Here is a 26,879-nt window from a genome sequence, read left to right as displayed (position 1 = left end):
ATCGAGGCCGCATATCATATCCAATTTCGGTAAAACTGTACCAGCGCTGTGGCAAGGTCCGGCCGAGTGGCCTGTTCCAGACACCATTGCCGGGCGTGCGTCTGCAGTTGCGGCCAGTGTTTCAGCACCCCGCGCCAGGCCTCGCCCATGTCACGATCCATGTTCCAGGCACGCCACAACGCCACCAGTGCATCTGCGGCATCGTCCGACAGACCCTGTCGATAGATCTTGAGAAAAGCCTCGAGTTTTTCCCAGTGAGCGTTCTCTTCCTGCACGTAGATGTGCCACAGCAGAGGGCGCCCGGCCCATTGGGCACGCACGAAGGAGTCCTCGCCGCGCACGGCATTGAAGTCGCAACACCAGAGGATACGGTCGTAGTCGTCCTGGCTGACGAATGGCAGCACCTGCAAGGTCAGCGCCCCGCGCTGGCGCACCTCGCCCACGGCCAGTCGTTCACCCAGCCACGCATGCAGGTCGGACAGGATTCGACCTTCGGGGACCAGCAGGTGGGTGGGCTGATCATCTGCCGCCAGGGCTTCCAGCCAATGACCCAACTGCGCGTTCTCGTAGGCGAACAACGACATCAGTCGCGCCTCGGGCGCAGGTTTCACGCCGAGGCCGGCAAGGAATGCCTTGCGCGCGGCAGCATCCTGCTCGAACGCAGCACGCTTGCCCAGCAGTTCGCCTTCACGCAGCAAGCCGCCGGTATTGGCGGTGAAACCCGGGAAGAAAAACACTTTGCGCAGGCCATTGGGTTGTGGCGAAGGCAGCCCATGACAACCCTCGACCCAGTCTTCGGCGCTCAGGTATTCGAGGTTCAGCCACAACGCTGGTGTCGAGCGCTCGGCCAGGGCTTCGACATAGGCCGCCGGCAGTCGGCAACCGAAGGCACCGATCACCACCTCGGCGGTTTCGCATGCGGGCCAATCGACCGGCCAATGGCATACCTCGACGCCCTGCTGATATTGCCGCGCGGCCTGTGGATCAGCCTCCGGGCACAGGCGTGCAAACGCGTGCAGGTCGTCCACCCAAAGGCGCACGGTCAACGCATGCTCATTGGCGAGCTGGCGCGCCAGGCGCCAGGTGACGCCAATATCGCCGTAGTTGTCGACGACCGTGCAGAAAATGTCCCAGGTGGCTTTCACGACCACTCCCCTCGCAGCGCAGAAAACCATGGATTGTGCGGATAAACCGGCACCGACAAAAGCGCTACCCGCACCCGGCAATAAAACAAATCGCACAGCCATGCGACAATGGCCCCTCGATCGACCCCTGCCAGGAGGCCACGATGCCCCGTCGCCGCGAACTGAAGATCACCCTGAACCCTTTGCAGTTGATTGTCTGCGTGGCCTTCGGCCTGTGGCTCGGCGCCGTCGCCATCGCTTCAAGCCTGTGGCTGGCCTGGCAGCTGTGGCCACAGCAGGTCGAGCCACTGGCCCAGGCAGTGGCACCGGCACGCAGCGCCCTCGCCCCAGTTGCCCCGCCGCAACCGGCCGACGCGCAGCAGGCGATGTTCGAGCGCTACAAGGAAATCCTCAACACGCAGCAAGCCCAACAGGCCATCGAGGCCAACCCGCGCAACCTGAACAACCCCAAATGCCAGTTCTGGCTGCAGCAGAACCGCAATGCACCGACCGACAAGAGCCAGGCCAACGTGCTGGAGTTCTGCCACTGACCATGGACAAGCCAACCCTGCTCGCGCGCATCATCGACACCCTCGAGCACGACATGGAGGTGCTGCGCCGCGCCGCCCAGACCGCCTACGAAACCGCCACCGCCGAAGAGAACATCGCCGAGAACAAGTACGACACCCTGGGGCTCGAGGCCTCCTACCTCGCCACCGGCCAGGCGCGTCGTACCGCCGAAATCCGCCAGGCGCTGCTGAGCTACCAGCAGTTGCTGCTGCGCGACTACGATCCAGCGCGTGGCATCCAGCTGAGCAATCGGGTAACGCTTGAAGATGAGCAAGGTCGCCAGCAGTTGCTGTTTCTCGGCCCCGAGGGCGCCGGACTGAAAATCGGCGAAGGCCCTGGACTGGTGACCGTGATCACCCCGCGCTCGCCGCTGGGCAAGCAGTTGATCGGCAAGAAACTCGATGACGAAGTGAGCCTGGTGCTCGCCGGAGTGGCGCAGGTGCAATTCGTTGTCGAAGTCGACTGACGGCAGGACTCAAAAGCCTGCCATCGCATCGAACTGCTTCGCCAACCCCTGCGCCTCGAAACACGCCAACAGATAGTCGATGAACGCGCGGGTCTTGCCCGGCAGCAGCTTGCGTTCGGCGTAGTAGACGCTGACGCTGCCATCGTCCACATACCAGTCCGGCAACACCCGGCACAGCCGTTTGCTGGCGAAGTACGGCACGGCGAACGGCATGCTCACCAAGGCAATGCCCAGCCCTTGCTCCGCCGCAGCACAGGCTGCATCCGAGTCGCTCATGGTCATCGCCTGGCGCAGTTGCAGCGGGCGCTGCTCCTGGCTGCGGCTGGTCAGCGGCCAGGAGCGCACTCGCCCGGTCTGCGGCGAACGGATCAGGATGCCGTCGTGCTGGGGTAATTGCTCCGGCATCTGGATCGGCGCGTGCCGCTGCAGGTATTCAGGCGCGGCTACCAAGACCCGGTGTGCAGGCGCCAGCTTGCGCGCAACGACACCCGGCGGCAGGTCGAAGCCGCCGCCAATCGCCGCATCGAACCCTTGGCCGATGAGGTCGACCTGGCGGTTGTCGAAATGCCAATCCGGGGTGATCGCCGGGTATCTGCGCAAGAACTCTCCCAACAACGGCAGCACGTACAACCGACCGAACACGATGCCCATGCTGACCCGCAGCACCCCGGCCGGTTGACCTTCGCTACTGGCCAGGTTGGCCACGGCGTACTGGATGCTGCGAAAACTCTCGCTCACTTCACCGAGAAAGCGTTGCCCGGCCTCGGTCAGGGTCAGTTTGCGCGTACTACGCTGGAACAGGCGCACACCCAGGCGAGATTCCAACTGGGCGACGTTCTTGCCCACCGCCGCAGGCGTGATGGACAGACGTCGGGCGGCCTCGGCGAAGCTGCCGACCTCGGCACTGGTGATGAAGCACTCGAGGCTGCTGAAGGATTCCATTAGCAATTCCCAACCAGAAGTTCACTCTGATGATAGTGATTGCCATCTTATCAGCAGGTAATCCTCAGCCGATACTGGCCCCATCCAAGGCAAACCCGCCTTGCTCGCTTCAGGAGAGCAACATGTCCCACGTATCGAACCTCGAAGGCAAAGTCGCCCTGGTCCAGGGCGGTTCCCGCGGCATCGGCGCCGCCATCGTCCGGCGCTTGGCCCGCGAAGGCGCACAGGTCGCCTTTACCTATGTCAGCTCTGCTGCTCCCGCACAGGCCCTGGCTGAAGCTATCAACGCCGAGGGTGGTCGCGCCCTGGCCCTACGCGCCGACAGCGCTGATGCCAGTGCGGTACAGCAAGCGGTGCAAGACACCGTCAAAGCCTTCGGCCGCCTCGACATCCTGGTCAACAACGCCGGCGTATTGACCGTGGCGCCAGTGACCGAATTCGATCTCGGCGACTTCGACCGCATGCTGGCGATCAACGTGCGCAGCGTGTTCGTCGCGAGCCAGGCGGCGGCCCGACACATGGGCCAGGGGGGCCGGATCATCAACATCGGCAGCACCAACGCCGAACGCATGCCGTTTGCAGGCGGCGCGCCCTACGCCATGAGCAAGTCGGCGCTGGTCGGCCTGACCCGCGGCATGGCCCGTGACCTCGGCCCCCAGGGCATCACCGTCAACAATGTGCAGCCTGGCCCGGTAGACACAGATATGAATCCGGCCAGCGGCGAGTTCGCCGACAGCCTGATCCCGTTGATGGCGATCGGACGCTACGGACATGCCGATGAAATCGCCAGCTTCGTCGCCTATCTGGCCGGCCCGGAAGCTGGCTACATCACCGGCGCCAGCCTGCTGGCCGATGGCGGGTTCGCCGCCTGAGCCATTGCGACAGGGAGCGGCCCTCTGGCCGCCCCTATCCGCCAGCCGCCACGAAAGCTTCGTCCACCCGCGCCAACTGCGCTTCGCTCAAGGTCCCCGCCTGGTAATGCAGCTTGATCCAGGCCAGCAGGTAGTCGTAGCGCGCCCGCGCCAGATCACGCCGAGTAGTCGCCAGTTGCTGTTCGGCATTGAGCACATCCAGATTGACCCGCTCGCCTCCCTGCACACTCTTGCGCGTCGACACCACCAGCGCCTCGGCCGCCTGCAGCGCCCGCTCATAGGCACGCAAGCGACTGGCGCCGGACTCGCAGGCGTTGTATTGCTTGCGCAGTTCGATAAGCGTGTTGCGCGTATTGCCATCCAGTTCGTACTCGGCCTGCTCCAGATGCCGGCTGGCCTGGCGCGTCGAAGCGCTGACGCCACCACCGGCAAACAGCGGCACGCTGATCTCGATACCGACGGTGTTGGTGTCGTAGCGCTGATTGTAGGTGTTACCACTGTCCGACTCCTGGCGCCGCGAAGTGGCGAAGGCGCTGACCTTGGGCAGGTGCCCGGCGCGATTACGCTCGACTTCGTAGCGCGCCACTTCCAGCGCATGGCGCTGCGAGCCGAGTTGCGGGTTGCTGGCCAGCGCCAGCGATTGCCAGGCCTCATAGCTGGTCGGCGTAACCTGCGGGAAGGCGAAGCCACTGCGCAGCGGCGCCAGCTCATCGATACGCACAGCCGGCTCGCCGATCAGCGCACCGAGCTCGCGCAATGCGGCATCCTCGTCGTTACGTGCCTGGATTTCCTCGGCATCAGCCAACTCGAAACGTGCCTGGGCCTCGAGGATGTCGGTGCGCGTCCCCTCGCCGGCCTGGAACAGACGCTGGTTCTGCTGAAACTGCTGGCGGTAAGCCTGCTTGCTGGCCACGCTGATAGCGATCTGATCCCGGGCATACAGGGCCTGGGTGTAGCTGGTCATCACCCGCACCAGCAACTGTTGGCTCTGGTCGCGGAAGCTCTCGTCGGCAAACAGCGCCTGGGCCACCCCCTTGCGGTAGGCGGCATAGGCTTCATAGTCAAACAGCGGTTGCTGGAGGATGAAAGTCGAGCCATAGCTGTCATAGCGCCTGTCTTCGCTCGAACGACGCGAATCACCGAGGTAGCTGGCTTTCGAATCGTTGCGACCCTTGTTGTAGCTGTAGGAAAGATTGGGTAGCAGGCCCGCACGGCCGATGGCGCGGTACTCCTGGCCTGCCTCGCGGGCCTTGAAGGCGGCGAGGTAGGTTGGATCGCGGCGCAAGGCCTGTTCGTAGACCTGAAACGGCCCCATGCCGGCCTGGGCCAGTGTCGGCAGCAGCACGCAGGCCGCCAGCAGACCGGTTGCAGATGATTTCATCGCAACGTCCTTATTGTTCGGTCAAGGCGCTGCCTGCACGGTCGAGCAGGGGCTTGAACAGGTAGTTGAGCAGCGAGCGCTCGCCAGTGCGCACGAACAGTTCGGCGGGCATGCCCGGACGGATCGACAAGCCCTGCAAACGCGCCAGCGCCTCTTCGCTGACGGTGCTGCGCAGCACGTAGTACGGCTGGCCGCTGCGCTCGTCGAGCAACTGGTCGGCCGAAATCAGCGCCACCTCGCCGGTGACCCGTGGCGTGCTGTTCTGGTTGAAGGCCGTGAACAGGATATCGACCGGCAACTGCGGCGCGACCTTGTCCACCAGGTTCACCGGCAAGCGCCCCTCCACCTCCAGCGCTGCGCCTTGCGGCACGATCTCCAGCAACGTGTCGCCCGCCCGCACCACTGCACCCTCGGTGTGTACGCCCAGGTTGACGGCGATGCCGTCGGCGGGTGCGAGGATCTCGCTGTGACGCAACTCGAAGCGTGCCGAGTTGAGCTGCTGCTCCAGCGTCGCGGCCTTGACCTGGGCCTCGGCCAGTTGGGTGCGCACCTCTTTCTGGTATTCCTCGCGGCGCTGCTGCAGGTTGAGCCGGGCCTCGACGATGCCTTGCTCCAGGCGCGCGCTGTCGCCCGCGTTCTGCGCCAGGTCACGTTGCACCTGGGACAATTGCCGCTGGTATTCGAGCACCCGATTGCGCGGGATGTAGCCCTCGCCGGCCAGCGGGCGCAGATTGTCCAACTGCTCGCGCAGGGAGTCAGCCTGGGCCTGCAGGTCGCCCCGTGCCCGGCGCATGCCGGCCAGTTGGGCCTGGGAGCCTTCGATGCTGGCCGACACCGCGCCCTGTTCACGGGCCAGGGCCTGGCGACGGCTATCGAACAGCTGGCGCTGACCTTCAACAACCAGGCCGAGTTGCGCATCGGACTCATCCATCAGCTCCGCAGGAAACTGCACCTGCCCCACGTTGTCCCGTTCACCGCGCCAACGCGCAAGGCTGGCCTGGGTCATGCGGTACTGGGCCTGCAGCGCCTCGACATCTGCTTGTACCTGGGTACGATCGAGGCGGAACAGCGGCTCCCCCTGACGCACCATCTGCCCTTCGCTGACCAGAATCCGGCTGACCACCCCGGCAGCCATCGACTGCACTGCCTTGCGCTTGCCCGACACCACCACGGTGCCCTGCACCGCCACGCCCTGATCCAGCGGCGCAAGGCTGGCCCAGGCCATGAATCCGCCAAAGCCCAGCAGGGTCAGCAGCCAGCCAAGGCGCACGTAGAAGCGTGCATCGCTCGTCACGCGGCTCATGCACCACCTCCGGCTTGCAGCGGCCGCTGTGCGGTGCCCTGGCCCAGCGCCTGGAGAATATCCCGCGCAGGGCCAAACGCCTGCACGCGCCCGTCATTCATTACCAGCAGTTTGTCAGCCTGGGCCAGCGCCGCGCTGCGATGGGTCACCAGCACCACCGTGCGCCCCAGAGCCTTCAACTGGACGATGGCATTGGCCAACGCCGCCTCGCCAAGGCTGTCGAGGTTGGAGTTGGGTTCGTCGAGCACGATCAGACACGGGCTGCCATAGAGCGCGCGTGCCAGGGCAATGCGTTGCTTCTGGCCGCCAGAGAGGTCGCCACCGCCCTCGCCCAGGCGCGTGTCGTACCCCTGCGGCAAGCGCAGGATCAATTCATGCACCCCCGCCAGACGCGCAGCCTCCACCACCTTCTGGCCGTCGAGCTCGCCGAATCGGGCGATATTCTCGGCAATGCTGCCACGCAGCAGCTCGATACTTTGCGGCAGATAGCCGATATGCGGACCGAGCGCATCGCGGTCCCACTGGGAAAGCTCGGCGCCATCCAGGCGCACATGCCCCGCCAGCGGTTGCCAGACACCCACCAGCAACCTGGCCAGGGTCGACTTGCCGGACCCCGAAGCCCCCAGCACCCCCAGCACCTCACCGGGCGCCAGGGCAAAACTGACCTGCTGCACGGTGGCGACCCTGCGCCCCGGTGGCCCGCCGCTGACCTGCTCGATGGACAACTGACCGTCAGGCGCTGGCAGCGACATTGGCACTGGTGGTTCAGGATGCTCCTGCAGCAAGGTTTCCAGGCGCTTGTAGGCCAAGTGGGCACCGCTCCACTGCTTCCACACCGCGATGAGCTGGTCGATCGGCGCGAGCACCCGGCCCATGAGAATGGAGCCGGCGATCATCATGCCCGGCGTCATCTGGCCCTCGATCACCAGCAGCGCACCCAGGCCCAGCACCAGCGACTGCAAACACAGGCGCAGGGACTTGCTGGTGGCAGTGATCACTGCCGACGTGTCGCTGGCCCGGTTCTGCAACTCGAGAAAGCGCCCGTGCAAGGCGAACCAGCGCTGGCGCAGCGCGCCGAGCATGCCCATGGCCTGGATGCTTTCGGCGTTGAGCAGTTGGCTGCCGGCCAGGCTGCTCGACTGCTGCTGCAGGCTGCTCGCTTCGGCCAGCGGGCGCTGGGTCAGGCGCTCGTTGAGCACGGCCAGCAGTACCAACAGCAAGGCTCCGGCACTGGCGAGCACACCCAGCCAGACGTTGAACAGAAAAATCACCGCCAGGTACACCGGAAACCAGGGGGCATCGAAGAAGGCGAACAACGCAGGGCCGGTGACGAACTGGCGCACCTGGGTCATGTCGTTCAAGGCCTGGCCAGCGGCGCCATCACCCTGGCGCAAGTTACGTTCGAACGCGGCGCGATAGATGTTCAGGTTTAAGCGCTGTTCCAGTCGATGGCCGACGCGAATGACAATGAAACTGCGCACCGCTTCCAGCACGCCCATATATACGAAGAAACCCACCACCATCAGGGTCAACATCCACAAGGTGGTTTCATTCTGCGAAGTCAGTACACGGTCGTACACTTGCAGCATATAAATCGACGGCACGAGCATGAGAATGTTGATCAGCGCAGTAAAACAACCGACGCTGATCAACGTCGATTTGAATTCGCCAAGTGCCGCCCACAAAAGTGCGCCGGGCCTGTTGCTCGGAAGTTTCATGTTTCGCCCTTAATGCCGTTATAACTTGGCCGGATAGTTAGGCTCTGTACGAAAAGCTTTGATACTCGGTGATGCTGCGTTGAAAACAGCCTCGGAATGCTCATTTACAACCCGTAAACTCCGCTTCCTCGGCTGTTTTCGCCTTGCCTGACCTTCGTCTCAAAACTTTTCATACAGACCCTAGTTGTCCACACGCTCCAGCACCACTGCACTGCCGGCGGCTGAAGTCCAGGTATAGCGACCGGCGCCCTGTCGGCTGAAATGCACCACCGTGCTGCCGTCGCCGCCCACCAGTGCCAGGGTGTCGGGTGTCACCAGCCAACTGCCCGGACGAATCCCGAGCAAGCGCTCGGCGCAGGCCAGGTCGCCGTCAAGCGCGCCCTCGCTGGCCGACAGGCGCAGGGTGCAGGCATTGGCCTGCTGCTGCTGCGGATAAAGCGCCCAGCGCCCGGCCAGTTGCGCGGCGTTGGGGAGTAGCAGGCTGCTCGCCATACCTACCTCGGTCATAGACATCAAGGGAATCGCGCCCAGCGCGATCATTCGTTTGATTGCTCGCATCCATCCACCTCGCGTGGTCCATGTGGCTGGGAGCGACCCGCGCAGCGCTACGCGGGCCGCTCCCGGCCCGTCAGACCACGATATCCGTGGCGACGGCCTGACCTACGGTGGTCACCAGGAAGTCAGCCAGACTATTGCCGGTGAAGTCGATGGACAGGCTGCCCAGGTTGGTCGCCTGGTCGTAGCTGAGGACGGCCTCGCCGGCATGTCCGGTGAAAGCACTGACGAACTCTAGCGGTAGCTTGCCCTGGGAAAACGCCGAGATGGCTGACAGATCAATCTTGTCCTGACCGCTGACAAAATCCATGATCCGGTCCGGCGCCTTGGCTGTAGAATCGCTGATGGCCCCATAGACGAAGGTGTCCGCACCGCTTCCCCCCCAGAGGGTGTCAGCCCCGCCACCGCCGTAGATGATGTCGTTGCCGGCACCACCCTTGAGCACGTTGGCCACCGCGTTGCCGATCAACAGGTCGTTGCCCGAACCGCCGATGGCGTTTTCCACGGTCACGCCCTTGGCGATCGAGACGTTCCCGATCATGCCGCCAACATCGGAGAACGAAGCCTCGTTGAGGTTGATCTTCTGGTTCTGGGTGAACCCGGAGAAGTCCAGAGTATCGTTGCCGCCGCCATCCCACACGCTGAACACCACCTTCGACGAAGCCGAGGTGGCCGAGTAGAAGTCGCGATCAGCCGTGGAGTTGAAGCCATACACGGTATCGCCCGAACGCGTGGCGTAGTTGGCGCCGTAGAGTTTCTGGATCGCCGCGATGTCGTCCATCAGCGGGGCCGACGCGTAGTACTGCCCGCCGCCCTTGACGAAGTTCTGCGCGGTGTTGCTTTCGCTCCAGTAGCTCATGACGCTGTAGCCGCGGGTGTCCTGTGCATACGAAGCGTCACGGTAGCTCGGGTTGCCCTCGCCGGCGTTGTAGTCACCGGGGTGGGACAGGCCGAGCACGTGGCCGATCTCGTGGGTCAGGGTCTGGCGACCGTAGTTGCCAGTGTCGGGATTGATGTTCACCTGATAACCGCTATTGATCAGGTACCACGACTCACCTTTGTGCGAACCCCATCCGTCGAACGGCAGGTAGGCGAACGCCGCGCCACCGTTGCTGGCGCTGAAGTTGCCGAAGGTCATGTGACCGTCGCCGCCCGAAGCTGCCTCGGTGAAGCTCAGCTTGGCCACGTCGGCCCAGGACTCCATGGCCAGCTTGGCCTGGGCTTTCTGCTGGTTGTTGAACTGGCTGAAGCTGCCCAGGCCACGACTGACGAAGTCCGCCGGCGCTTTGGTCAGGAAGGTGTAGGTGAGGCTGATGGTGCCGTCCTTGTTCAGGTCCTTCCAGGACGCCCCGTCGCGCAGCAGCTGGGTGGCTGCCTGATCGACGGTGAACGAAGGTTTGCCATTGATGTTCGCACCACCGCGATCGTACTGGTGGGCGAAACTGTTGATCAGCCCGAAGGCCGAACTCGGCCCGTTCGGTTGCAACACCGAGGCAGCGGAAACAACAGCATTTGCTTTGACTTTCGACATGCAGACACTTCCTTGTTTGCGGAAAAGTTGATGTTCGACAGGAACGCTCAAACTTTCGGCGAGAGCATCCTGTCACTCGCCCTTGTGAGGCGCAAAAAAACTGACACATTCAGAAACTTTCTGTCCAGTGTTTTTTGACGCCAATCTTCCGAACGGAGAAATAAGCCGTGTGCCGCTGTTATTTGCGCAAACTGTTATGCATCAGGTGTATTGAGGAGTACCCATACTCCAGATAATGACTGACCGGTTTATTATTCAAGGCCGGGAAGTTTTATTATGAAAAAGCGACGTCCTGCTGATGATTCAAGACCGTTGTTCGTTAATGGCATCTGGCCTCGCGACAACCGGTCGCACGACCCTCCGTCGCCTGCTCGTTGACTTGCCGAGGGGCGCGGCGCTCAGTAGGTGCTGGTCACAGCCCCTCCACTGACAGGACGACACAATGACAAGACTCACGGTGCAATCCGGCGATTTCTTGCAAGGTGAAGGCGAGTATCGCAACGGATCGCTCACACTCAAGACCCCACGCAGCCAGGCCGGTGAGCGTATCTCTCTGGCCCGTATCAAGGACCTCCGGCTCGCCAGCCTGGAATCGAACCGCAACCTGGGCGCCACCCTAGGCTGGGGTGTAGCCGGCGCCCTGGTGGCCGGGCCGGTCGGCATGCTCGCCGGATTGTGGCTTGGCGGCAAAGAGGAGGAAGCCACCTTTCTCGCCACTTTCAAGGATGGCCGCAAGCTGCTGGCCATTACCGATGGCAAGACCTGGTCGAAGATCGACGACACCTGGCGCCAGCGTCAGCGCTCGGGCGCCAGGTAAAACGATCGGGTTCGAGTTCGTCTGCATGATCGAGGTGTTCCTTTCGCGGGCAAGCCCGCTCCCACGGGTACCCCACTGAACGCAAGAGCAGTGTGATACCCGTGGGAGCGGGCTTGCCCGCGAAAAGAACACCGCACAGCCCCTGACACCCCTGCTACCATTGCGCCCCCTTTGCCAACCGCCCCACCGAATGCCGCCGGAGCAACCGGCGCGTCCGCCTTCCAAGGAGCCTTGCATGACCTCGCTTCGCCCCCGCCTGCCCTTTGGCCTGCTTGGCCTGGGCCTTGCGCTGCATGCTGGCCAGGGTCTGGCCGATGAACGCGTGACCCTCGCCCCCTTGCAGGTCACCGAACGCAGCGGCGATGACGGCTATCAACCTCGCGAAGCCCAGGTCGGCGGCTGGCATGCCGCACCGCTGCTCGACACCCCGGCCTCGGTCAGCGTGTTCAGTCGCCAACTGCTCGATGATCGCCAGGTACGCCTGCTCAGCGAGGTGCTGCAAAGCGATGCCTCGGTCGGCGAAAGCTACGCGCCGATCGGCTACTACGAGAACTTCAACGTGCGCGGCTTCGAACTGAATGCCGCCAGCAGCTACCGGATCAATGGCCAGACCATCGCCGGCGAGCAGAACGTGGCGCTGGAGAACAAGCAACAGGTCGAATTGCTCAAGGGATTATCGGGCCTGCAGAGCGGCGTGTCCGAACCCGGCGGGCTGGTCAACTATGTGACCAAGCGCGCCGAGGATGTGCGCAGTGTCACCGTCTCGACCAACGAGCAGGGCGAACGCTACCTGGCCACCGACCTCGGCGGCTGGTTCGGCAGCGAGAAACAGTTCGGCCTGCGCGCCAACCTCGCCCATGAAGACATCCGTTCCTACGTCGACCATGCCGACGGCAAGCGCGACTTCGCCTCGCTGGCATTCGACTGGCAGATCAACCCCGACGCCACCCTGCAACTCGATGTCGAGTATCAGCACCGCGAACAGCGCTCGGTGCCCGGCTACCAGTTGCTGGGCGGCACCCAGGTGCCCCACGGCATCGACCCGGACGACCGCCTGGCCTACCAGCATTGGGCCAAGCCTGTGACGAACGACTCGTTGAACCTGGGCGGACGCTTCGAGTACCGCTTCAACGAAGCCTGGACCGGCACGCTCAGCGCTTCGCGCAGCAAGGTTGTGATTGACGACTACAGTGCGTTCGCCTGGGGCTCCGGCGACGACGCGTTCTTCTCCGGCAACGGCGACTACGGCATCTACGACTTCCGCAGCCCCGACGACATCCGGCGCACCGACGAACTCCAGGCCACCCTCGAGGGACGTTTCCAAGCCTTGGGCCTGCAGCATGAACTGACTGTCGGCAGCAGCGCCCAGCGCCGGACCCTTGATCAGCGTCCGTATTACAACGAGTGGCTCGGCAGCGGAAACATCTACACCGGCGCGCCCGCTCTGGCGCCGTCCGAAAAACCGATCGGACATAGCGAACGCCGCCTGGACAGCCGCCAGTACGGCCTGTTCGTCAGCGACCGCATCAGCTTCAACGAGCAATGGCAGACCGTACTCGGCGCCCGCGAAGTGCGCCTGGACGAAAAGACCTGGGACGAAACCGGTGCTGCTGGCCGCCATACCCGCCAGTACCAGTTGCTGCCCAACGCCGCCCTGATCTACAAACCGCAAGCGGACACCACGCTGTACGCCAGCTGGTCCAAAGGCCTGTCGGCGGGCGGTACCGCGCCTTGGTTCGCCAGCAACGCTGCCGAGATCCTCGCCCCGGCCCTGTCGCGCCAACTGGAAGTAGGCATCAAGCGCGACTGGAAAGGCATGAGCCTGAGCGCAGCGCTGTTCCAGATCCGCCAGGCCTACCAGTACGCCCGCCCGCAGGAGGGTACGGCCCCGATCTATGTGCAACAAGGCCAGCAGAAGAACACCGGCCTGGAGCTCGGCGCCAGCGGCTGGGTGACATCCAACCTGCAGTTGCACGCCAGCGCCGCCGCAATCCGCGCCCGGGTGAAGAACAGCGGCACCGACGCCTACGAGGGCCACCAGGCGATCAACGTGCCTCGTCTGCGCGCGGCGCTGCAAGCCGAATACAACCTCCCGGTGCCGGGCCTGGCACTGCTCGGCGGTGCACGCTACAGCGCCAGCAAGTACGCGAGCCAGGCAGGCAACGTCGAGGTCGGCGGCTACACGGTATTCGATATCGGCAGCCGCTACCGCATCCGCATCGGTGACTACGACACCGTGCTGCGCCTGACGGTCGATAACCTCTTCAACAAGCGCTACTGGCGCGATGTGGGGGATTACCTGGGCGACAACTATCTGTTCCAGGGCGCGCCGCGCACGGCAAGACTGTCGGCGTCGGTCAGTTTCTGAATATATCGCGTCCCCCGCGGCCACCGGCTTGGTCGGTGTTCGCGGGCGAGCCCGCCAAGCCGGATTTCACGCAAACAAAAAACCCCTGAACCTTTCGATTCAGGGGTTTCTTGTGGAATGTGGCGGTGAAGAAGGGATTTGAACCCTTGATACGATTTCTCGTATACACACTTTCCAGGCGTGCTCCTTCGACCACTCGGACACTTCACCGGATCTCTTCAAGCCATTCAGCCTGTCGAGGCGCGCTAATTTAGTAGAAGACCTTTCCTTTGGCAAGCATTTTTTTCAGAATTTTCATGCGCTTAAGCCTCGCCCCGGAAAAGGCTGGCCAGCCAGGGCGATGCTGCCAATCTGGCCTGCGCTTTTTCCGCATTCCGGACACCTGCCCCGACGCCACACGGGGTAGCTGGCCAAGGCTGACCGGCCAGTCAGCCTTGGCGCTTTACCTGGCCTGCGCTGCTGGGTAACGTCATCGCCACGCCACCCAAAGGACTCTGTCATGAGCGAGCTGATTACCTACCACGCCGAAGACGGCATCGCCACCCTGACCCTGAACAACGGCAAGGTCAACGCGATCTCGCCGGACGTCATCACCGCCTTCAACGCAGCACTGGACCGCGCCGAGGAAGAACGTGCCGTGGTGATCATCACCGGCCAGCCAGGCATTCTTTCCGGCGGCTACGATCTCAAGGTGATGACCGCCGGCCCCAAAGAGGCGATCGACCTGGTCACCGCCGGCTCCACCCTGGCCCGCCGCCTGCTCTCGCACCCCTTCCCGGTGATCGTCGCCTGCCCCGGCAATGCCGTGGCCAAAGGCGCGTTCCTGCTGCTGTCGGCCGACTACCGTATCGGTGTCGAAGGCCCGTACAAGATCTGCCTGAACGAGGTCCAGATCGGCATGACCATGCACCATGCCGGGATCGAGCTGGCCCGCGACCGCCTGACCCGCTCCACCTTCCAACGCTCGGTGAACAATGCCGAGGTCTTCGACCCGCACGGGGCGATGGTGGCCGGGTTTCTCGACAAGGTAGTACCCGCCGAGCAACTCCAGGAAACGGCGCTGAGCGCGGCGCGGGAACTGAAGAAACTGAACATGCTGGCGCACAAGAACACCAAGCGCAAAGTGCGCAAGGCGCTGCTGGAGACGCTCGACAAGGCGATCGAAGCCGACAAGGGCCACATGGGCTGAAACCAGGCTTGCTGGAGTCGCCGCGTGCCGCTCCAGCAAGCCAGGACGCGACCGGGCTCCGTTCGCCGGTTTGCCCTGACCAGTGCACGGTCGTACACTGCGCCGCGACTGTCTGGTGTGAGCCGTATCATGCTCTATATGCTTCGCATGCTCCTTCTGGCGCTGCACTTCCTGCTGGTCGGCGCCGTCGGCCTGGTCATCGGCCTGTGCCGCCCCTTCAACCCCGATAACAGCCGCTTGTTCGCCTGCCTCTACAGCGTGCCGGCAGCCTGGCTCATGCGCATCCGGGTCAAGGCTGAAGTCGGCCCCTTGTGGGACCAGCCGCCCGGCTGCGTGATCGTCGCCAATCATCAATCCAACTACGACCTGTTCATCCTCGGCCAGGTGGTTCCGCGGCGTACGGTCGCCATCGGCAAGAAGAGCCTGGGCTGGATTCCGTTGTTCGGCCAATTGTTCTGGCTCGGCGGCAACGTACTGGTGGACCGCAAGAATGCCTACCAGGCGCGCAAGGCGATGCGACTGACCACGCGGATCCTGCGCGACGACACCTCGATCTGGATCTTCCCCGAAGGCACACGCAACCCGACTGAACACCTGCTGGCGTTCAAGAAAGGCGCGTTCCACATGGCGGTCGAGGCCGGCGTACCGATCGTGCCGGTATGCGTCAGCCGCTACTCCAAGCGCCTGAGCCTCAACAGTTGGCGACAGCGCACGGTGATCGTCCGCTCCTTGCCACCGATCGCCACCCATGGCCTGGGACAGCAGGACGTGCCGGCGCTGATGGAGCAATGCCGACTGCAGATGCAGCAGTGCATCGATCGTATGGAGCGGGAGTTGCCGCAGGCCTGAGCCGCCAGCTTGCTCTACGCCGCAGCACGGCCCAAGCTGTCGGGGTGTCCAACCGAAGAAGCAGGCAACCATGGGTCGAGTCGTCGCAGCGGCGGTGTACAGCGCCGGGAGAAAGGTCACCAACATCAGCCTCGACGAGGGCAGCGAATGGGCACGCAAGCCTGGGCACTTCGTCTGGATAGGCCTGGAGGAGCCCAACGCCCAGGAGCTGGCCAACCTGCAGCGCCAGTTCGGCCTGCACGAACTGGCCATCGAGGACGCGCTGGAGAAGCACAGCCGCCCCAAGCTCGAAACCTTCGGCGACGCGCTGTTCATCGTCACCTATTCGCCGGTGCGCCATGAGGGCAAGCTGGAGTTCATCGAGACCCACATCTTTGCGGGCAACGGCTACATCATCACCTGCCGCAACGGCCATTCGAAATCCTACGCCCTGGTACGTCAGCGCTGCGAAGCGCGGCCGCTGCTGCTCGAGCATGGCGAGGACTTCGTGCTCTACGCCCTGCTCGACTTCGTCACCGAAAACTACCAGCCCGTCAGCGAGGCGATCCATGGCGAGATCGAGGAGCTGGAGCAAAGCGTGCTCAGCGGCTCGCTGCAAGAGCAGGACATCCGCCGCCTGCACAGCTTGCGGCGCGACATCCTGCGCTTGCGCCGCTACGTGGCGCCGATGGTGGAGATCGGCGAAGAGCTGCAGCGCCTGAGCTTTCCTTTCATCGACAAGAACATGCGCCCATACTTTCGCGACGTGCAGATCCACGTCACGCGGCAGATGGAGGACCTTGTCGGCATCCGCGACATCGCCAGCCAGACCATCGAGATCGGCATGCTACTGGAGTCGTCACGCCAGAGCATCGTGCAGCGCAAGTTCGCTGCCTGGGCGGCAATACTCGCCTTCCCCACGGCCATTGCCGGGATCTACGGGATGAACTTCCAGAACATGCCGGAGCTGAGCTGGCACTATGGGTACTTTGCGGTGCTGGGCGTGATCGGGGCGGGATGTGCAGGGCTGTATGCGAGCTTCAAGCGCTCGGGATGGTTGTAACGGGCTAGCTAGCGAGTCGTTCTTTTCGCGGCGGCGCCATACAAGCCCGCGAAAAGAACGACGCAGCGGCAGGCTCAGGCCGCGCTCTGCTTGCCCTTGCGCGGTTGCTGGACGAACCGCAGCATCCACTCGCCCACCAGATCGCCCTGGTGCTCGGTGGCCAGGCTCGCCACCGCCTGGTGATACACCTCATCCCCCAGAACGTCCTGGCGCGCATCGAGCAGCGCACGGGAATAGTCGTGGACAAACTCCGGATGCCCCTGGAAGCACAGCACCTGGTCACCCACGTGATAGGCCGCATTCGGGCAGAAATCGCTGGAGGCGATCAGGGTTGCGCCTTCAGGCAACGCGGTCACCTGGTCCTGATGGCTGATCAGCAGGGTCAGTTCGGTCACCTCAGGGTCCATCCATGGCGCGTGGGCAGCCAGGCTGTAGCGGTGGATACCCAGACCCCAGCCGCGATCGGCGCGCTCAGCCTTGCCGCCCAGCACCAGCGCCAGCACCTGGTGACCAAAACAGACCCCCAGCAGCTTCTCGCCCCGCTCATAAAGCTTGAGCAGGTAGGCCTTGAGGGTCTGGATCCAGGGATCGGTACCGAACGAGTCGGCCTTGCTGCCGGTTACAAGGTAGGCATCGAAGGTTTCACCTTCGGGCGGATACTCGCCGTTCATCACGTTGAAGACGCGAAACTCGGCGGCGATCGGCTGACGCGAGAACAGCTGCTCGAACATCCTTCCGTAGCCCTGGTACTGCGCGGTCAACTCCGGTCGCAGGACATCGGTTTCAAGGATGCAGATGCGTAACGACATAGGGATAGTCCTGAACGACATGTAGTGGAATCTGATGTAGAGACTGACGCGAAAGACACGTACAAGCAAGAGGTGTGCACTGACGAACGGTCACCTGGCAGGCCCTGCCCCTACAGCATCCTCAATGTGTCTAGTCAGAGCATGCCAGCTAAATGGCCAATGGCCTCATAACGTTCGGAAATGCCTGTTGACACGCTTAGAACAAAGGGTTCTCAAACAAGGCCGGTGTTCGCCCTACTGTTGGGGTAGGCATCCACGCAAGAGGCACGCAAGGCCTGCGTTTCATACGCCATAGTGATCGACCCGACGCAAGACAAGGAAGCCAAAGGCTATTCAGGAATAACAACAAGAAGGCGGTCCGCCATGTTCAGACAATCGAAAGTACGCCAAGCCGGACTCATACTCTTCGCCACCACGTTGCTGCTGATCCTGCCGAACCTGACACGCTTGTTCGGCTGAAGGCAGCGGTGGCATTCGCACGCCGCGCAAGGGTAATCTGCCGACCTTTCCGGGTTGGAGATCGCTCATGCGCCATTGCCTGAGTTTGCTGTTGCTGTTGGTCAGCCTGCCACTGGCGGCTGCGCAATTGACACTGGAGCTGTGCAACGGTCAACGCCAATGGCAGTCCGAGCAATTGCTCGAGCACCCGCAGGCGCGTGCTATCGACATCCCTCAGGACGTCGCCTACAAACGCCCCATGCATTACCGTGCGGTGCCGCTGGCGACCCTGCTCGAAGGGGTGAAGCCCGGCGATCACCTGCAAGCGGTGGCACTGGATGGTTTTGCCGCGGAGATGCCCGCTGCGCAGCTGCTGCAGGAAGGCCCGGCCCGGGCCTGGGTGGCCGTCGAAGATCCGCGCCAGCCATGGCCAGCGCTGGCCCAGGACAAGCCCGGCGCCGGCCCGTTCTACCTGGTCTGGACCAACCCGCAGGCAAGTGGCATCCGCCCCGAACAATGGCCCTACCAGATCGCCAGCATCCGTCGCCTGGCGCCGGTCGCCGAGCGCTTCCCTGCCCTGCTGCCTGCGCCCGAGCTTCCCGCGCAAGACCCGGTACGCCAGGGTTTTGCGTTGTTCCAGCAGAACTGCCTGGCCTGTCATCGCCTCAACGGTGCGGGGGATGCCCAGTTCGGGCCGGACCTGAACCTGCCGCACAACCCCACCGAATACTTCCAGCCGGGTTACCTGCGCCTGTACATTCGCGATCCGCAGAGCCTCAGGCAGTGGCCGCAGGCACGCATGCCGGGGTTCTCGAAGGATGTGTTGAGCGAGCAGGAGCTCGATGCGCTGATCGCCTACCTCGGGCACATGGCCAAGCGGCGACCTTGAGAGGAATGCGCGGGGCCGCAGCGCAGCCCCGAACGCGTCAGGCGATGGGTCTTTCCTGTTTGACGCCCCAACCCTCGACCTCGCCTCCCAGCGGCGAAATCACCGCCTCGAAGGCCTCCTCGAAAGCCCCGATCCCTCGGTAGGTGGCGTACATGACCTTGCTCAGCTCCAGGTGCCAGGCGCCGTCATCGCGCTCGTGTACCTGGGCATTGATCGACTCTCCGCGGAATTGCCCCGCGGCCCGGCGTGCCCCGACTTCGTCTGGAAAAGTGGCATAGAACTCGATGGGATGGATCTGGGTGAAGTCGAAACCACCCGCTTTCATCTGGCGAAGCACGCTGCTGCTGATGTCTTCGTTCTGGCTGCTCATGAAACGTCCTCCTGAAAAACCCAAGGGATAGACTTTCCGTGCACTACGCACCTGCCGGCAGCCCGCAAGGGGCCTGGCAGTTCGAGCTGATGCAAGACGCGAATGAAAACGGCGTAGACCCGCAGAAGACCGACGCCTCTGTCCAGCGTAGTGCGGATGACGGCACCTTGCCAGGTGCCCCGTTCAGGGCGCTTCGTGGATGGTGGTGATGATCACGCCGTTCTGCTCCTTGAGCCACAGCGCGGTAGGGGAAGGTTTTCGGTCCTGGAAATCGTTGAGGTCCAGTTCATCCATGAGCGGAAACAGCTTGGAGCGGATGGCCCGCGCCGCATCCTCTTCACTGGGCAGGTGCTCGCTTTTGAGCAGCAGGGACTGCGGTACACCTTTCTGATCAGCAAAGATGACTTCCCACTCTTTCATTGATCGACCCTCTTGGAAGCACAACGGTGAGTGATATCCGTACTTAGCTGACCATACACAAAGGCTGATGTTCAGAGTGGCTGAGGGATGGAGATGAAGATTTCTTCAGCAAGCGATGACAGATGCCGTAAATGAAAAAGCCCGCCATCATCGGCGGGCTTCTGCTTACGGGCAAGCGTTACTCAGGCTTGCCGTGAACCACGCCGGCGGTGTTGTCCAGCAGGCTCTTGGTCGCGGTCTGGATATAGGCCTCGAGCTTCTTGAGCATCTCAGGCTGATCCGGGCTCTCGATCAATTCGGCCTTGAACTCACGCCCCAGCTGGTAGCGATACATCCGCGGCGTCATGTCCTTGGACTCGATGAGGATGTGATCCCCCTGCACCAGGCCAACGATCTGCTCGCTGCCCGATGGCTTGATCATGCCCACGCCCTGGTCACCGGCAGGCAGGTTCAGCAGATCACGGCCCCAGCACTGGTGACGGGTGTCGCCACCCAGGCGACCCATGATGGTCGGCACGATATCGACCTGGGTGCCGACGGTGTGGTTGACCGCACCGAACTTGTCCTGGATACCCGGTGCGATGAGCAGCAGCGGCACGTTGAAACGACCCAGGTCCAGCTCGGTAACCTGCTGGTGGTTGCCAAAACCATGGTCGCCGACGATCACGAACAGGGTCTCCTTGAAGTAGGGCTCCTTGCGCGCCTTCTCGAAGAACTGGCCCAAAGCCCAGTCGGAGTAGCGCATGGCAGTCAGGTGCTCGTCCAGGCGGCCCTGCCCTGTGACCTTCTCTACCGGCAGGTCCTTGGGCAAGGCGTACGGGGTGTGGTTGGAGAGCGTCTGCAGCAAGGCGTAGAACGGTTTCTTGCCGTAGTTGTGGGCCAGCTCCTGGTTGGCACGGTCGAACATGTCCTGGTCCGAAACGCCCCAGGTCGGGTCGGAGAACACCGGATTGACGAAGTCGTTGCGGCCGATGAAGGTGGTCATGCCCTGGTTGCCGAAGAACCCGGACTGGTTGTCCCAGGCGAAGTCGCCGTTGTAGACGTAGACATCGTCGTAGTCACGGGCGCTGAGCAGCGCCGGCAGGCCCGAGAGCTTGTGCCCGCCCTCGGGAGTCTGCATCAGGTACTCGAAGCCCGGCAGGTTGGGGAAGCACGCCATGGTGGCGAACATGCCCTGGTGAGTGTGGGTGCCGTTGGAGAAGAAGCGATCGAACAACAGCCCTTCCTTGGCCAGCTTGTCGAAGTACGGGGTGATGTTGTTCGGACTCCCCAGGGCGCCCACCGAGTGACCGGCGAAGCTCTCCATGAGGATCACCACCACGTTCTTGATCGGCAGGGTGTTGCCGGCCGGCGGCACGAAGTCGCGACGGATGGCCGCCTGGTCGGCATCGACCAGCGTGTCGTTGGGGGTCAGCAGCAGGTCACGCACACTTTGCTGGGCGACTCCGGTTTCCAGCACCGGCTTCCAGATATTCGCACGGTCTTCGCCGAAACGGCTCTTGGCGGCGTCGATCAGCGTCAAGGTGCCGTTCAGGCCCAGCTGGTTGACGAAGTTGGAGTCGGTGGTGAAGGCGTCACCCCAGCGCATGGGTGGGCCCTGGCGCAGGGTGCCACGGGCGGCGACCACTGCCACCAGCAGGATGACCATGAACACCGCCAGGCGGCCGTACCAGGGTGCGACACGGCGCTGAGCGACGATCTGGCCGCTGCCCTGGCCACCACGAGTCAAACGGTCGATGCCCTTGAACAGCAGGCTCAGCAGCCAGGTGCCGAACAGCCACGCCAGCAGGTAGCGAACCACCGGGAAACCGTACCAGAGCATGCTCATGACGGTCTTGGGGTCTTCCTGGATGTACTGGAAGACCAGGCCGTTCAGGCGCTGGTGGAATTCACGGTAGAAATCCAGTTCCATCAGGCCAAGGAACATCACGACGCTGGAGCTGACGGTCAACCAGAAACGGAAAAAGCCGCGCCGCGCCATGGCCCAGGGGCTGTTAAGGGCCAGCAGTAGCGGGATGCTCAGGTACACCACCACCCGCAGGTCGAAGCGCAGGCCGTTGAGGAAGCCTTCGGCCACCGTGGAGTACGGGGTGTCGCCGATCATGTCGCTGTTGTAGATCAGCAGCGCCAGGCGCACCAGGCTGAGCATCAGCATGATCAGCAATCCGCTGAGCAAGGTGTAGGCGAGGTGCGATTTGAGGGTCGGCGAGAACGGTGCCGACGCGGCCCGTTGCTTCAAGGCATCCGTGTTAGCCATGAATGGGAAGATCCTAGGATTTCGGGTTGGGAAAGGCGCTGGACGCAGCCTCGCAGTCCTGTGCCGGACAATCGCCGGCAAGGGCCCATACATTAAATGTGCGGCGCGGAGTTTGGTTAATGCCGTGTGAAAATTTTGTCACGATGAACGGTCAGAGCCGAACGTTGCCCCGCGGACCGGCAATTGCCCAGATGATCAGGCCCAGCACCGGCAACAGCAGGATGAGCAGAATCCACAGGATCTTGATCCCTGTCTCGCTGCCGCTTTTCAGCACGTTGATGATCGCCCAGATATCCAGGGCCAGAATGACCAGCCCGACCAGGCTGTTGAAGGTAGACCCCATGCTGCAACTCCTGCGTGAACCTTCCTGTGGCTGAGCATAGCCTGCTATCGGCGCGATAGAAGGGAATCCTTGGCCGGGCTCGCAGGTCACTGGATAAACTGCTGTCATCCATCGCTTTCGAGGTTCCCATGCCACCCGCCCACAGCCACAGCGCCGCCACCCCTTCTCTCATCGATGCCTGGCGCCAGCAAGCGCTGAGTACCCCCTGGCTCAGTGCAGGCCTTGGGCTGAGCCTGCTGGCGATCGTACTCCTGCTGCTGGCCAGCCTGTGGAATGCCGTCAACGGCGATCACTCACAGAACCTGCACCTGGCGGCGCTGGGCGGGCTATCGGGTTTTGGCGCCACGGCCTTGGGCGCGGTGCTGGCCGTTGTGCTGCGCGATGTCAGTGCTCGCAGCCAGGATGTGATGCTGGGTTTTGCTGCCGGCATGATGCTCGCCGCCAGTTCGTTCTCGCTGATTCTGCCGGGTCTGGATGCGGCACGGGAAATCACCGGCAACGGCCCCGCCGCTGCGGGCGTCGTCGTACTGGGTATGGGCCTGGGGGTATTGCTGATGCTCGGCCTGGACCGATTCACCCCACACGAGCACGAGAGCACAGGCCCTTGTGGGCCCGACGCCGAACGAATCAGCCGGGTGTGGCTGTTCGTGCTCGCCATTACCCTGCACAACCTGCCCGAGGGCATGGCCATCGGCGTGAGTTTCACCAACGGTGACATGAGCATCGGCCTGCCGCTGACCAGCGCCATCGCGATCCAGGACATTCCCGAAGGCCTGGCCGTGGCCATGGCCCTGCGCGCCACAGGGTTGTCGAACTTCAAGGCCGCGCTGGTGGCGATTGGCTCTGGCCTGATGGAGCCGCTGGGGGCAGTGATCGGCCTGGGCATCTCTACTGGCTTCGCCCTCGCCTACCCGATCAGCATGGGCCTGGCAGCGGGCGCGATGATCTTCGTGGTGTCGCACGAGGTGATTCCGGAAACTCACCGCAACGGCCACCAGACCTCGGCAACGCTGGGCCTGATGGGCGGCTTTGCGGTGATGATGTTTTTGGATACTGCGCTGGGCTGATCTGCGGGAACCCCATGAGGGCGGCGCTCGCCGCCCCTGCAACAGGCAATCGCCGCGTCAGACGTGCACCGCGACCTTCAAGGCCTCCAACGCCGGCTCCACCTTGATGCCCAACTCGGCGCCCAGCTCCAGCACGCGCGCCAGGTCCTGCTGACCGACCATCACCATCTGCAGCTCGTCATCGAGCAACTGGCTGAAGTTCAGCAGCACATAGCCGCCCGCTTCCTTGTTCAGTGCACCCATCTGCACCTGGATGCGGTTGAGCGCGGTCAGCGGCTCGGTACGTGCCAACTGCTTGGGCTTGAGGGTGAAGGGCACGCTCTTGTCGAACGAATCGCTGATCGCCTGGAACAGGTCCTGGTAGCTGTCGGCCTGGAACACCACGGTGTCCGGCAGACTGCCGAGCACCACCCATTCGCCCAGCGGGATCGGGAAACTGTCGTCGTAGTTGATGTCGGGATTGGCCGCAAGAAAAGCGGCAGGGTCGGCGTAGGCCTGGGCGGCCTCGTCGGCGATACGCTCGATGTCCGCCTCGCGCAGGCAACCGGCGCCGATGAGGCTGATGAATTCGAGCAACTGGTTTTTCATGGGGGGCCCTGCTTGGCGAATGGCGAAAAAGGCGCCAAGGATACCCCCCGAGGTGTCAGCCGACCAGCGCCTGCAGGCGAGCGGCCGCTTCGCTGGCACCCATGGTCTGCGCCGCGACCAGCGCGGTAGCGCCACGCGCATCCTGGCGGGCCGGGTCGGCGCCCTGGGCCAGGAGATAGTCGAGGATTTCGCTGCGGTTGAACATCGCTGCCAGCATCAATGCCGTGCGGCCATCGACGGCTGCCGCGTCCACCGGCACCCCGTGCTCGATGAACAGCCGGATCATCGCCAGGTCGCCCTTGAAGGCAGCACCAGCAATCGGTAATTGGCCATTGTCGTTGGCGATCAAGGGATCTGCGCCATGGGCCAGCAGCACCTTCACCGCCTCATGATGACCGTGATAGCTCGCCAGCATCAGCAAGGTGTCGCCCTTGTGATTGCGCAGGTTAGCCGGCAGGCCACCGTCAAGCAGGCGCTCGAGCATGGCGGCATCGCCTCGGCGGGCACGCTCGAATACTTCTTCAGCGAAGGCGGCGGATTCTTCTTCGGTCATCGCGGTGGGCTGTTGGTCGGACATCTGGAACCTCCTGACAAGTGTGTTGGCCCAATTTTGTGTCAGGCCGTCGCCGGGCAGCAAAGGTTCAGATTCTATGGGACCGAGAGGCAGGCTCTATGACCTTGCAAAATGCACTGTGCAAAATGCACGACCATGCACAATGCCCGGCAGTCAATCCCGCGAATCAAATTAACTAATTGTTTTTAAAGGAATTTATTTTATATCAAAGCCTGGCACGGTCACTGCAACCATCAACTCACGTCTGCAAACCTACACGTCAGGAGTTGATATGGACCTCATCCAGGAAAAATTCGTTTCGGTCTTCCCGGCCTATCAGGTCGACACCAAGTCCCGTCCGGACGGCGGCATCCTGCTGACCCTGCGCGCCGCCGACGGCACGGTGACTCGTCGTGTGCTTTCCTATGCGCAACTGCACAGCGCCGAGCAACTGTCCTGGGCCATCAGTGCCATTCGCCGCGACCTGGCCGAGCAAGCCAGCGAACTGCCTGTTATCTCCATGCTGCAAAGCCAGCAACGTTTCGCCCTGCCGACCTATCGTTGACAGTGCCGCCCGTTTCGCGGGGCAATCCTCCTTCCACGAAGGGATTCTGTGGGAAGAGGATTGCCCCGCGATCTATTACAGCTCGCTCATCCCTGCAAACTGTCGTGCCTGCTCGTCGCCGGTCATGCGGATGCCCTGCTCGTTGCCAAACAAGCGCACGGCCAGGCAGAACGGTGTATCGCCCAGATCGATCCAGCGTCGAGTCTGCGCAGGCACTACCAGCACATCGCCCTTCTCGCACAGCAGCGCAAATACCTGCTCACCCAGACGCAGGCTGATTTGGCCTCGCCCGCTCACCATCGCGAATACCTCGACGGCGTCATGCACGTGCTCATCACGCAGGTCGACTTCGGTCGGCTGATCGCCGTCTCGGTTCAGCAGCATCAGGGTCTGGCAACCGTGCGTGGTCATCAACATGTCGATCAGGCCACCGGCCTCCTCGCGCACCTGGGCCTCGGCGCTGCCTGGGCGAATGCGCAGGCCGTGGTCGTGCCGTGCAAATTGCACGCCCTGCTCGGCCAGGGTGGCGGCAATGTCTTCATGGTGGGTCAGCACCTTGTTCGCCAGCTGCGGGCTGCTGGAATGAAAAACGCTGAGAATGCTCATCAGGGGCTGTTCCTGGTCTGTTGCGAACGAAGGGCAATGATAACGGCTGCAGCCAGCGCTGCGACGCTGGCCATACCAAAGGTGAACTGCGGGCCGAGCAGTTTCCAGCTGTAGCCCGAATAAAGCGCACCCAGCGCGCCACCGGTGCCGGACAGCGCCGCATACAGCGCCTGGCCCTGCCCCTGCTGGCGAGCGCCAAAGCTGGACTGGACGAAGGCGATGGAGGCCGCGTGGAAGCAGCCGAAGGTGGCTGCGTGCAGCAACTGGGCAAGGATCAGCACCGCCGGAATATCGGCAAGGCTGCCCAGCAGCAGCCAGCGCAACGAGGCCAGCAAGAAACTCGCCAGCAACACGCTGCGCACCGGGAAGCGCGCAAAGATCCGACTCATCAGCATGAACATCAGCACCTCGGCGACCACCCCGAGCGCCCAGAGCAGGCCAATGGCGCCGCGGCTGTAGCCCAGGTGTTCCAGGTGCAAGGTGAGGAAGGTGTAGTACGGGCCGTGGCTGAGCTGCATCAGCGCCACGCAGATATAGAACGCCAGCACGCCCGGAGCCGCCAGTTGCTTGAGAAAGCCCTCTGCGCCGCGCCGTTCGGCGTGCTCGACCGGTTGGGCATTGGGCACCCACAGGCTGGCGATGACGATGCCGGCCATGATGCTGACCATCGCCAGCGGGTAGATGTCCAGGCTCAACCATTCGAACAACCGCCCCAACCCGACCACGGTGAGGATGAAACCGATCGAGCCCCATAACCGGACCTGGCTGTAGCGCGAGGTCTGCCCATGCAGATGCGCCAGGGTGATCACTTCGAACTGCGGCAGCACTGCATGCCAGAAGAACGCGTGAAGGGCCATGACCAGCGCCAGCCAGGCGTAGCTCTTGGCGAAGAAGATCAGGGAAAAGGTCGCCAGCGTACACAGCGCCCCCAGGCGCACGATCAGCAGGCGCCGACCGCTGCGGTCACCCAGCCAGCCCCACAGGTTGGGGGCGATGCAGCGCATGAGCATGGGGATCGCCACCAGCTCGCCGATGCGTGCCGGGGAAAAGCCGAGGTGGTCGAAGTACAGGGCCAGGAAAGGTGCGGTGGCACCGAGCAAGGCGAAGTAGCAGAGGTAGAAGCTGGACAGACGCCAGTATGGGATGGGGTGCATGGATGGGCCTTGTGGGGACCTGTACAGGCCTCTTCGCGAGCAAGTCGGAGCGGCGGGTAGGCGCGGCCCCCTGACCGCGAAGAGGCCGTGCCG

General features: G+C 63.1%; 27 protein-coding genes and 1 tRNA gene. 11 read left to right on the top strand and 17 right to left on the bottom strand.

The features are described from left to right. Positions 1 to 14 precede the first annotated feature (14 nt). Positions 15 to 1,145: an elongation factor P maturation arginine rhamnosyltransferase EarP gene (gene earP, locus IAE40_RS20645; RefSeq protein WP_200603780.1), complete on the bottom strand. Its 1,131-nt coding sequence runs from the start codon at positions 1,143 to 1,145 to the stop codon at positions 15 to 17. Between the two features lie 143 nt (positions 1,146 to 1,288). Here earP and IAE40_RS20640 point away from each other — a divergent pair, with 143 nt between their 5' ends. Beyond that, positions 1,289 to 1,675 (top strand): hypothetical protein, encoded by a 387-nt coding sequence (locus tag IAE40_RS20640; RefSeq protein WP_200603779.1) that lies wholly within the window; start codon positions 1,289 to 1,291, stop codon positions 1,673 to 1,675. 2 nt (positions 1,676 to 1,677) lie between these two features. Beyond that, positions 1,678 to 2,160 carry a GreA/GreB family elongation factor gene (locus IAE40_RS20635; RefSeq protein ID WP_200603778.1) on the top strand — a complete coding sequence of 161 codons (483 nt, stop codon included), beginning with the start codon at positions 1,678 to 1,680 and terminating at the stop codon, positions 2,158 to 2,160. Between the two features lie 9 nt (positions 2,161 to 2,169). On the opposite strand, the gene IAE40_RS20630 is transcribed toward IAE40_RS20635, so the two are convergent. Continuing rightward, positions 2,170 to 3,108, bottom strand: coding sequence for a LysR family transcriptional regulator (locus IAE40_RS20630; protein ID WP_200603777.1), 939 nt, complete (start codon positions 3,106 to 3,108; stop codon positions 2,170 to 2,172). Between the two features lie 116 nt (positions 3,109 to 3,224). Between IAE40_RS20630 and IAE40_RS20625 the strand changes: the two genes are divergently transcribed. Next, complete coding sequence (locus IAE40_RS20625; RefSeq protein ID WP_200603776.1) at positions 3,225 to 3,974, top strand: 3-oxoacyl-ACP reductase family protein; 750 nt, start codon at positions 3,225 to 3,227, stop codon at positions 3,972 to 3,974. 34 nt (positions 3,975 to 4,008) lie between these two features. Here IAE40_RS20625 and IAE40_RS20620 read toward each other — a convergent pair whose 3' ends face one another. The 5 genes from IAE40_RS20620 to IAE40_RS20600 all read right to left on the bottom strand — a co-directional run bounded on the left by IAE40_RS20620 (position 4,009) and on the right by IAE40_RS20600 (position 10,462). After that, positions 4,009 to 5,355, bottom strand: a complete 1,347-nt coding sequence (locus tag IAE40_RS20620) for a TolC family outer membrane protein (protein WP_200603775.1) — start codon at positions 5,353 to 5,355, stop codon at positions 4,009 to 4,011. Between the two features lie 10 nt (positions 5,356 to 5,365). Next, positions 5,366 to 6,658 (bottom strand): HlyD family type I secretion periplasmic adaptor subunit, encoded by a 1,293-nt coding sequence (locus IAE40_RS20615; protein ID WP_197892907.1) that lies wholly within the window; start codon positions 6,656 to 6,658, stop codon positions 5,366 to 5,368. After that, a complete protein-coding gene (locus IAE40_RS20610) occupies positions 6,655 to 8,376 on the bottom strand; it encodes a type I secretion system permease/ATPase (protein WP_200603774.1) in 1,722 nt (573 codons plus the stop codon). The genes IAE40_RS20615 and IAE40_RS20610 overlap by 4 nt, the downstream gene beginning before the upstream one ends. A 180-nt stretch (positions 8,377 to 8,556) precedes the next feature. Beyond that, positions 8,557 to 8,868: an AprI/Inh family metalloprotease inhibitor gene (locus tag IAE40_RS20605; RefSeq protein WP_234465198.1), complete on the bottom strand. Its 312-nt coding sequence runs from the start codon at positions 8,866 to 8,868 to the stop codon at positions 8,557 to 8,559. A 136-nt stretch (positions 8,869 to 9,004) separates the two neighbouring features. Next, entirely contained in the window at positions 9,005 to 10,462 is a 1,458-nt protein-coding gene (locus IAE40_RS20600; protein WP_054891967.1) for a serralysin family metalloprotease, read from the bottom strand. Positions 10,463 to 10,904: 442 nt separating this feature from the next. Here IAE40_RS20600 and IAE40_RS20595 point away from each other — a divergent pair, with 442 nt between their 5' ends. After that, complete coding sequence (locus tag IAE40_RS20595; RefSeq protein ID WP_054891968.1) at positions 10,905 to 11,279, top strand: hypothetical protein; 375 nt, start codon at positions 10,905 to 10,907, stop codon at positions 11,277 to 11,279. Positions 11,280 to 11,514: 235 nt separating this feature from the next. Continuing rightward, positions 11,515 to 13,647 carry a TonB-dependent siderophore receptor gene (locus tag IAE40_RS20590; RefSeq protein ID WP_200603773.1) on the top strand — a complete coding sequence of 711 codons (2,133 nt, stop codon included), beginning with the start codon at positions 11,515 to 11,517 and terminating at the stop codon, positions 13,645 to 13,647. A 120-nt stretch (positions 13,648 to 13,767) separates the two neighbouring features. Here the strand turns inward: IAE40_RS20590 and IAE40_RS20585 are convergent. Then, a tRNA-Ser gene (locus tag IAE40_RS20585) sits at positions 13,768 to 13,857 on the bottom strand. Between the two features lie 289 nt (positions 13,858 to 14,146). On the opposite strand from IAE40_RS20585, the gene IAE40_RS20580 reads away from it, so the two are divergent. From IAE40_RS20580 to IAE40_RS20570, 3 genes are all read left to right on the top strand, one after another. After that, the gene (locus tag IAE40_RS20580; protein WP_200603772.1) at positions 14,147 to 14,836 is read left to right on the top strand and encodes a crotonase/enoyl-CoA hydratase family protein; all 690 of its coding nucleotides are present in this window, start codon (positions 14,147 to 14,149) and stop codon (positions 14,834 to 14,836) included. A gap of 129 nt (positions 14,837 to 14,965) precedes the next feature. Continuing rightward, complete coding sequence (locus tag IAE40_RS20575) at positions 14,966 to 15,685, top strand: lysophospholipid acyltransferase family protein (protein ID WP_200603771.1); 720 nt, start codon at positions 14,966 to 14,968, stop codon at positions 15,683 to 15,685. 70 nt (positions 15,686 to 15,755) lie between these two features. Continuing rightward, positions 15,756 to 16,727 carry a magnesium and cobalt transport protein CorA gene (locus IAE40_RS20570; protein ID WP_153774630.1) on the top strand — a complete coding sequence of 324 codons (972 nt, stop codon included), beginning with the start codon at positions 15,756 to 15,758 and terminating at the stop codon, positions 16,725 to 16,727. Between the two features lie 74 nt (positions 16,728 to 16,801). Here IAE40_RS20570 and IAE40_RS20565 read toward each other — a convergent pair whose 3' ends face one another. Continuing rightward, on the bottom strand, positions 16,802 to 17,536 hold the full coding sequence (locus IAE40_RS20565; RefSeq protein ID WP_200603770.1) for an amidotransferase: 735 nt from the start codon (positions 17,534 to 17,536) through the stop codon (positions 16,802 to 16,804). 526 nt (positions 17,537 to 18,062) lie between these two features. Here IAE40_RS20565 and IAE40_RS20560 point away from each other — a divergent pair. Beyond that, positions 18,063 to 18,863 (top strand): cytochrome c, encoded by an 801-nt coding sequence (locus IAE40_RS20560; protein ID WP_200603769.1) that lies wholly within the window; start codon positions 18,063 to 18,065, stop codon positions 18,861 to 18,863. 37 nt (positions 18,864 to 18,900) lie between these two features. Here IAE40_RS20560 and IAE40_RS20555 read toward each other — a convergent pair whose 3' ends face one another. From IAE40_RS20555 to IAE40_RS20540, 4 genes are all read right to left on the bottom strand, one after another. Then, positions 18,901 to 19,233 (bottom strand): ribonuclease E inhibitor RraB, encoded by a 333-nt coding sequence (locus IAE40_RS20555; protein ID WP_151925532.1) that lies wholly within the window; start codon positions 19,231 to 19,233, stop codon positions 18,901 to 18,903. Positions 19,234 to 19,416: 183 nt separating this feature from the next. Continuing rightward, a complete protein-coding gene (locus IAE40_RS20550) occupies positions 19,417 to 19,653 on the bottom strand; it encodes a hypothetical protein (protein ID WP_125931685.1) in 237 nt (78 codons plus the stop codon). 178 nt (positions 19,654 to 19,831) lie between these two features. After that, positions 19,832 to 21,910, bottom strand: coding sequence for an LTA synthase family protein (locus tag IAE40_RS20545; protein WP_112898903.1), 2,079 nt, complete (start codon positions 21,908 to 21,910; stop codon positions 19,832 to 19,834). A 151-nt stretch (positions 21,911 to 22,061) separates the two neighbouring features. After that, on the bottom strand, positions 22,062 to 22,253 hold the full coding sequence (locus tag IAE40_RS20540; RefSeq protein WP_054891979.1) for a PLDc N-terminal domain-containing protein: 192 nt from the start codon (positions 22,251 to 22,253) through the stop codon (positions 22,062 to 22,064). A 128-nt stretch (positions 22,254 to 22,381) separates the two neighbouring features. Here IAE40_RS20540 and IAE40_RS20535 point away from each other — a divergent pair, with 128 nt between their 5' ends. Beyond that, positions 22,382 to 23,320: a ZIP family metal transporter gene (locus IAE40_RS20535; protein ID WP_125931683.1), complete on the top strand. Its 939-nt coding sequence runs from the start codon at positions 22,382 to 22,384 to the stop codon at positions 23,318 to 23,320. Positions 23,321 to 23,377: 57 nt separating this feature from the next. On the opposite strand, the gene IAE40_RS20530 is transcribed toward IAE40_RS20535, so the two are convergent. Together IAE40_RS20530 and IAE40_RS20525 are read right to left on the bottom strand one after the other, a co-directional pair. Then, the gene (locus IAE40_RS20530) at positions 23,378 to 23,908 is read right to left on the bottom strand and encodes a hypothetical protein (RefSeq protein WP_054891981.1); all 531 of its coding nucleotides are present in this window, start codon (positions 23,906 to 23,908) and stop codon (positions 23,378 to 23,380) included. Positions 23,909 to 23,963: 55 nt separating this feature from the next. After that, entirely contained in the window at positions 23,964 to 24,485 is a 522-nt protein-coding gene (locus tag IAE40_RS20525; RefSeq protein WP_153774633.1) for an ankyrin repeat domain-containing protein, read from the bottom strand. A gap of 268 nt (positions 24,486 to 24,753) precedes the next feature. Here IAE40_RS20525 and IAE40_RS20520 point away from each other — a divergent pair, with 268 nt between their 5' ends. Next, complete coding sequence (locus IAE40_RS20520; RefSeq protein ID WP_054891983.1) at positions 24,754 to 25,026, top strand: DUF3509 domain-containing protein; 273 nt, start codon at positions 24,754 to 24,756, stop codon at positions 25,024 to 25,026. Positions 25,027 to 25,101: 75 nt separating this feature from the next. Here the strand turns inward: IAE40_RS20520 and IAE40_RS20515 are convergent, their stop codons facing one another. Together IAE40_RS20515 and IAE40_RS20510 are read right to left on the bottom strand one after the other, a co-directional pair. After that, positions 25,102 to 25,632, bottom strand: coding sequence for an oxidase (locus IAE40_RS20515; protein ID WP_151925530.1), 531 nt, complete (start codon positions 25,630 to 25,632; stop codon positions 25,102 to 25,104). Beyond that, positions 25,632 to 26,786, bottom strand: coding sequence for an MFS transporter (locus tag IAE40_RS20510; RefSeq protein WP_197893494.1), 1,155 nt, complete (start codon positions 26,784 to 26,786; stop codon positions 25,632 to 25,634). The genes IAE40_RS20515 and IAE40_RS20510 overlap by 1 nt, the downstream gene beginning before the upstream one ends. Between the last annotated feature and the right edge of the window lie 93 nt (positions 26,787 to 26,879).

Origin of the sequence: Pseudomonas sp. S44 (assembly GCF_016624805.1) — a bacterium.
Classification (GTDB): Bacteria; Pseudomonadota; Gammaproteobacteria; order Pseudomonadales; family Pseudomonadaceae; genus Aquipseudomonas; species Aquipseudomonas machongensis.
This window is presented reverse-complemented; position numbering and strand designations above follow the sequence as displayed.

Bases quoted from the DNA above. Each gene is read 5' to 3' on its own strand.
- IAE40_RS20550 (WP_125931685.1), bottom strand. From the start codon at position 19,653: ATGAAAGAGTGGGAAGTCATCTTTGCTGATCAGAAAGGTGTACCGCAG.
- IAE40_RS20525 (WP_153774633.1), bottom strand. From the start codon at position 24,485: ATGTCCGACCAACAGCCCACCGCGATGACCGAAGAAGAATCCGCCGCC.
- IAE40_RS20610 (WP_200603774.1), bottom strand. From the start codon at position 8,376: ATGAAACTTCCGAGCAACAGGCCCGGCGCACTTTTGTGGGCGGCACTT.
- IAE40_RS20575 (WP_200603771.1), top strand. From the start codon at position 14,966: ATGCTCTATATGCTTCGCATGCTCCTTCTGGCGCTGCACTTCCTGCTG.
- IAE40_RS20560 (WP_200603769.1), top strand. From the start codon at position 18,063: ATGCGCCATTGCCTGAGTTTGCTGTTGCTGTTGGTCAGCCTGCCACTG.
- IAE40_RS20520 (WP_054891983.1), top strand. From the start codon at position 24,754: ATGGACCTCATCCAGGAAAAATTCGTTTCGGTCTTCCCGGCCTATCAG.
- IAE40_RS20590 (WP_200603773.1), top strand. From the start codon at position 11,515: ATGACCTCGCTTCGCCCCCGCCTGCCCTTTGGCCTGCTTGGCCTGGGC.
- IAE40_RS20615 (WP_197892907.1), bottom strand. From the start codon at position 6,658: ATGAGCCGCGTGACGAGCGATGCACGCTTCTACGTGCGCCTTGGCTGG.
- IAE40_RS20620 (WP_200603775.1), bottom strand. From the start codon at position 5,355: ATGAAATCATCTGCAACCGGTCTGCTGGCGGCCTGCGTGCTGCTGCCG.
- IAE40_RS20510 (WP_197893494.1), bottom strand. From the start codon at position 26,786: ATGCACCCCATCCCATACTGGCGTCTGTCCAGCTTCTACCTCTGCTAC.
- IAE40_RS20625 (WP_200603776.1), top strand. From the start codon at position 3,225: ATGTCCCACGTATCGAACCTCGAAGGCAAAGTCGCCCTGGTCCAGGGC.
- IAE40_RS20605 (WP_234465198.1), bottom strand. From the start codon at position 8,868: ATGGCGAGCAGCCTGCTACTCCCCAACGCCGCGCAACTGGCCGGGCGC.
- IAE40_RS20535 (WP_125931683.1), top strand. From the start codon at position 22,382: ATGCCACCCGCCCACAGCCACAGCGCCGCCACCCCTTCTCTCATCGAT.
- IAE40_RS20515 (WP_151925530.1), bottom strand. From the start codon at position 25,632: ATGAGCATTCTCAGCGTTTTTCATTCCAGCAGCCCGCAGCTGGCGAAC.
- IAE40_RS20555 (WP_151925532.1), bottom strand. From the start codon at position 19,233: ATGAGCAGCCAGAACGAAGACATCAGCAGCAGCGTGCTTCGCCAGATG.
- IAE40_RS20635 (WP_200603778.1), top strand. From the start codon at position 1,678: ATGGACAAGCCAACCCTGCTCGCGCGCATCATCGACACCCTCGAGCAC.
- IAE40_RS20565 (WP_200603770.1), bottom strand. From the start codon at position 17,536: ATGTCGTTACGCATCTGCATCCTTGAAACCGATGTCCTGCGACCGGAG.
- IAE40_RS20640 (WP_200603779.1), top strand. From the start codon at position 1,289: ATGCCCCGTCGCCGCGAACTGAAGATCACCCTGAACCCTTTGCAGTTG.
- IAE40_RS20595 (WP_054891968.1), top strand. From the start codon at position 10,905: ATGACAAGACTCACGGTGCAATCCGGCGATTTCTTGCAAGGTGAAGGC.
- IAE40_RS20600 (WP_054891967.1), bottom strand. From the start codon at position 10,462: ATGTCGAAAGTCAAAGCAAATGCTGTTGTTTCCGCTGCCTCGGTGTTG.
- IAE40_RS20580 (WP_200603772.1), top strand. From the start codon at position 14,147: ATGAGCGAGCTGATTACCTACCACGCCGAAGACGGCATCGCCACCCTG.
- IAE40_RS20540 (WP_054891979.1), bottom strand. From the start codon at position 22,253: ATGGGGTCTACCTTCAACAGCCTGGTCGGGCTGGTCATTCTGGCCCTG.
- IAE40_RS20545 (WP_112898903.1), bottom strand. From the start codon at position 21,910: ATGGCTAACACGGATGCCTTGAAGCAACGGGCCGCGTCGGCACCGTTC.
- IAE40_RS20530 (WP_054891981.1), bottom strand. From the start codon at position 23,908: ATGAAAAACCAGTTGCTCGAATTCATCAGCCTCATCGGCGCCGGTTGC.
- IAE40_RS20570 (WP_153774630.1), top strand. From the start codon at position 15,756: ATGGGTCGAGTCGTCGCAGCGGCGGTGTACAGCGCCGGGAGAAAGGTC.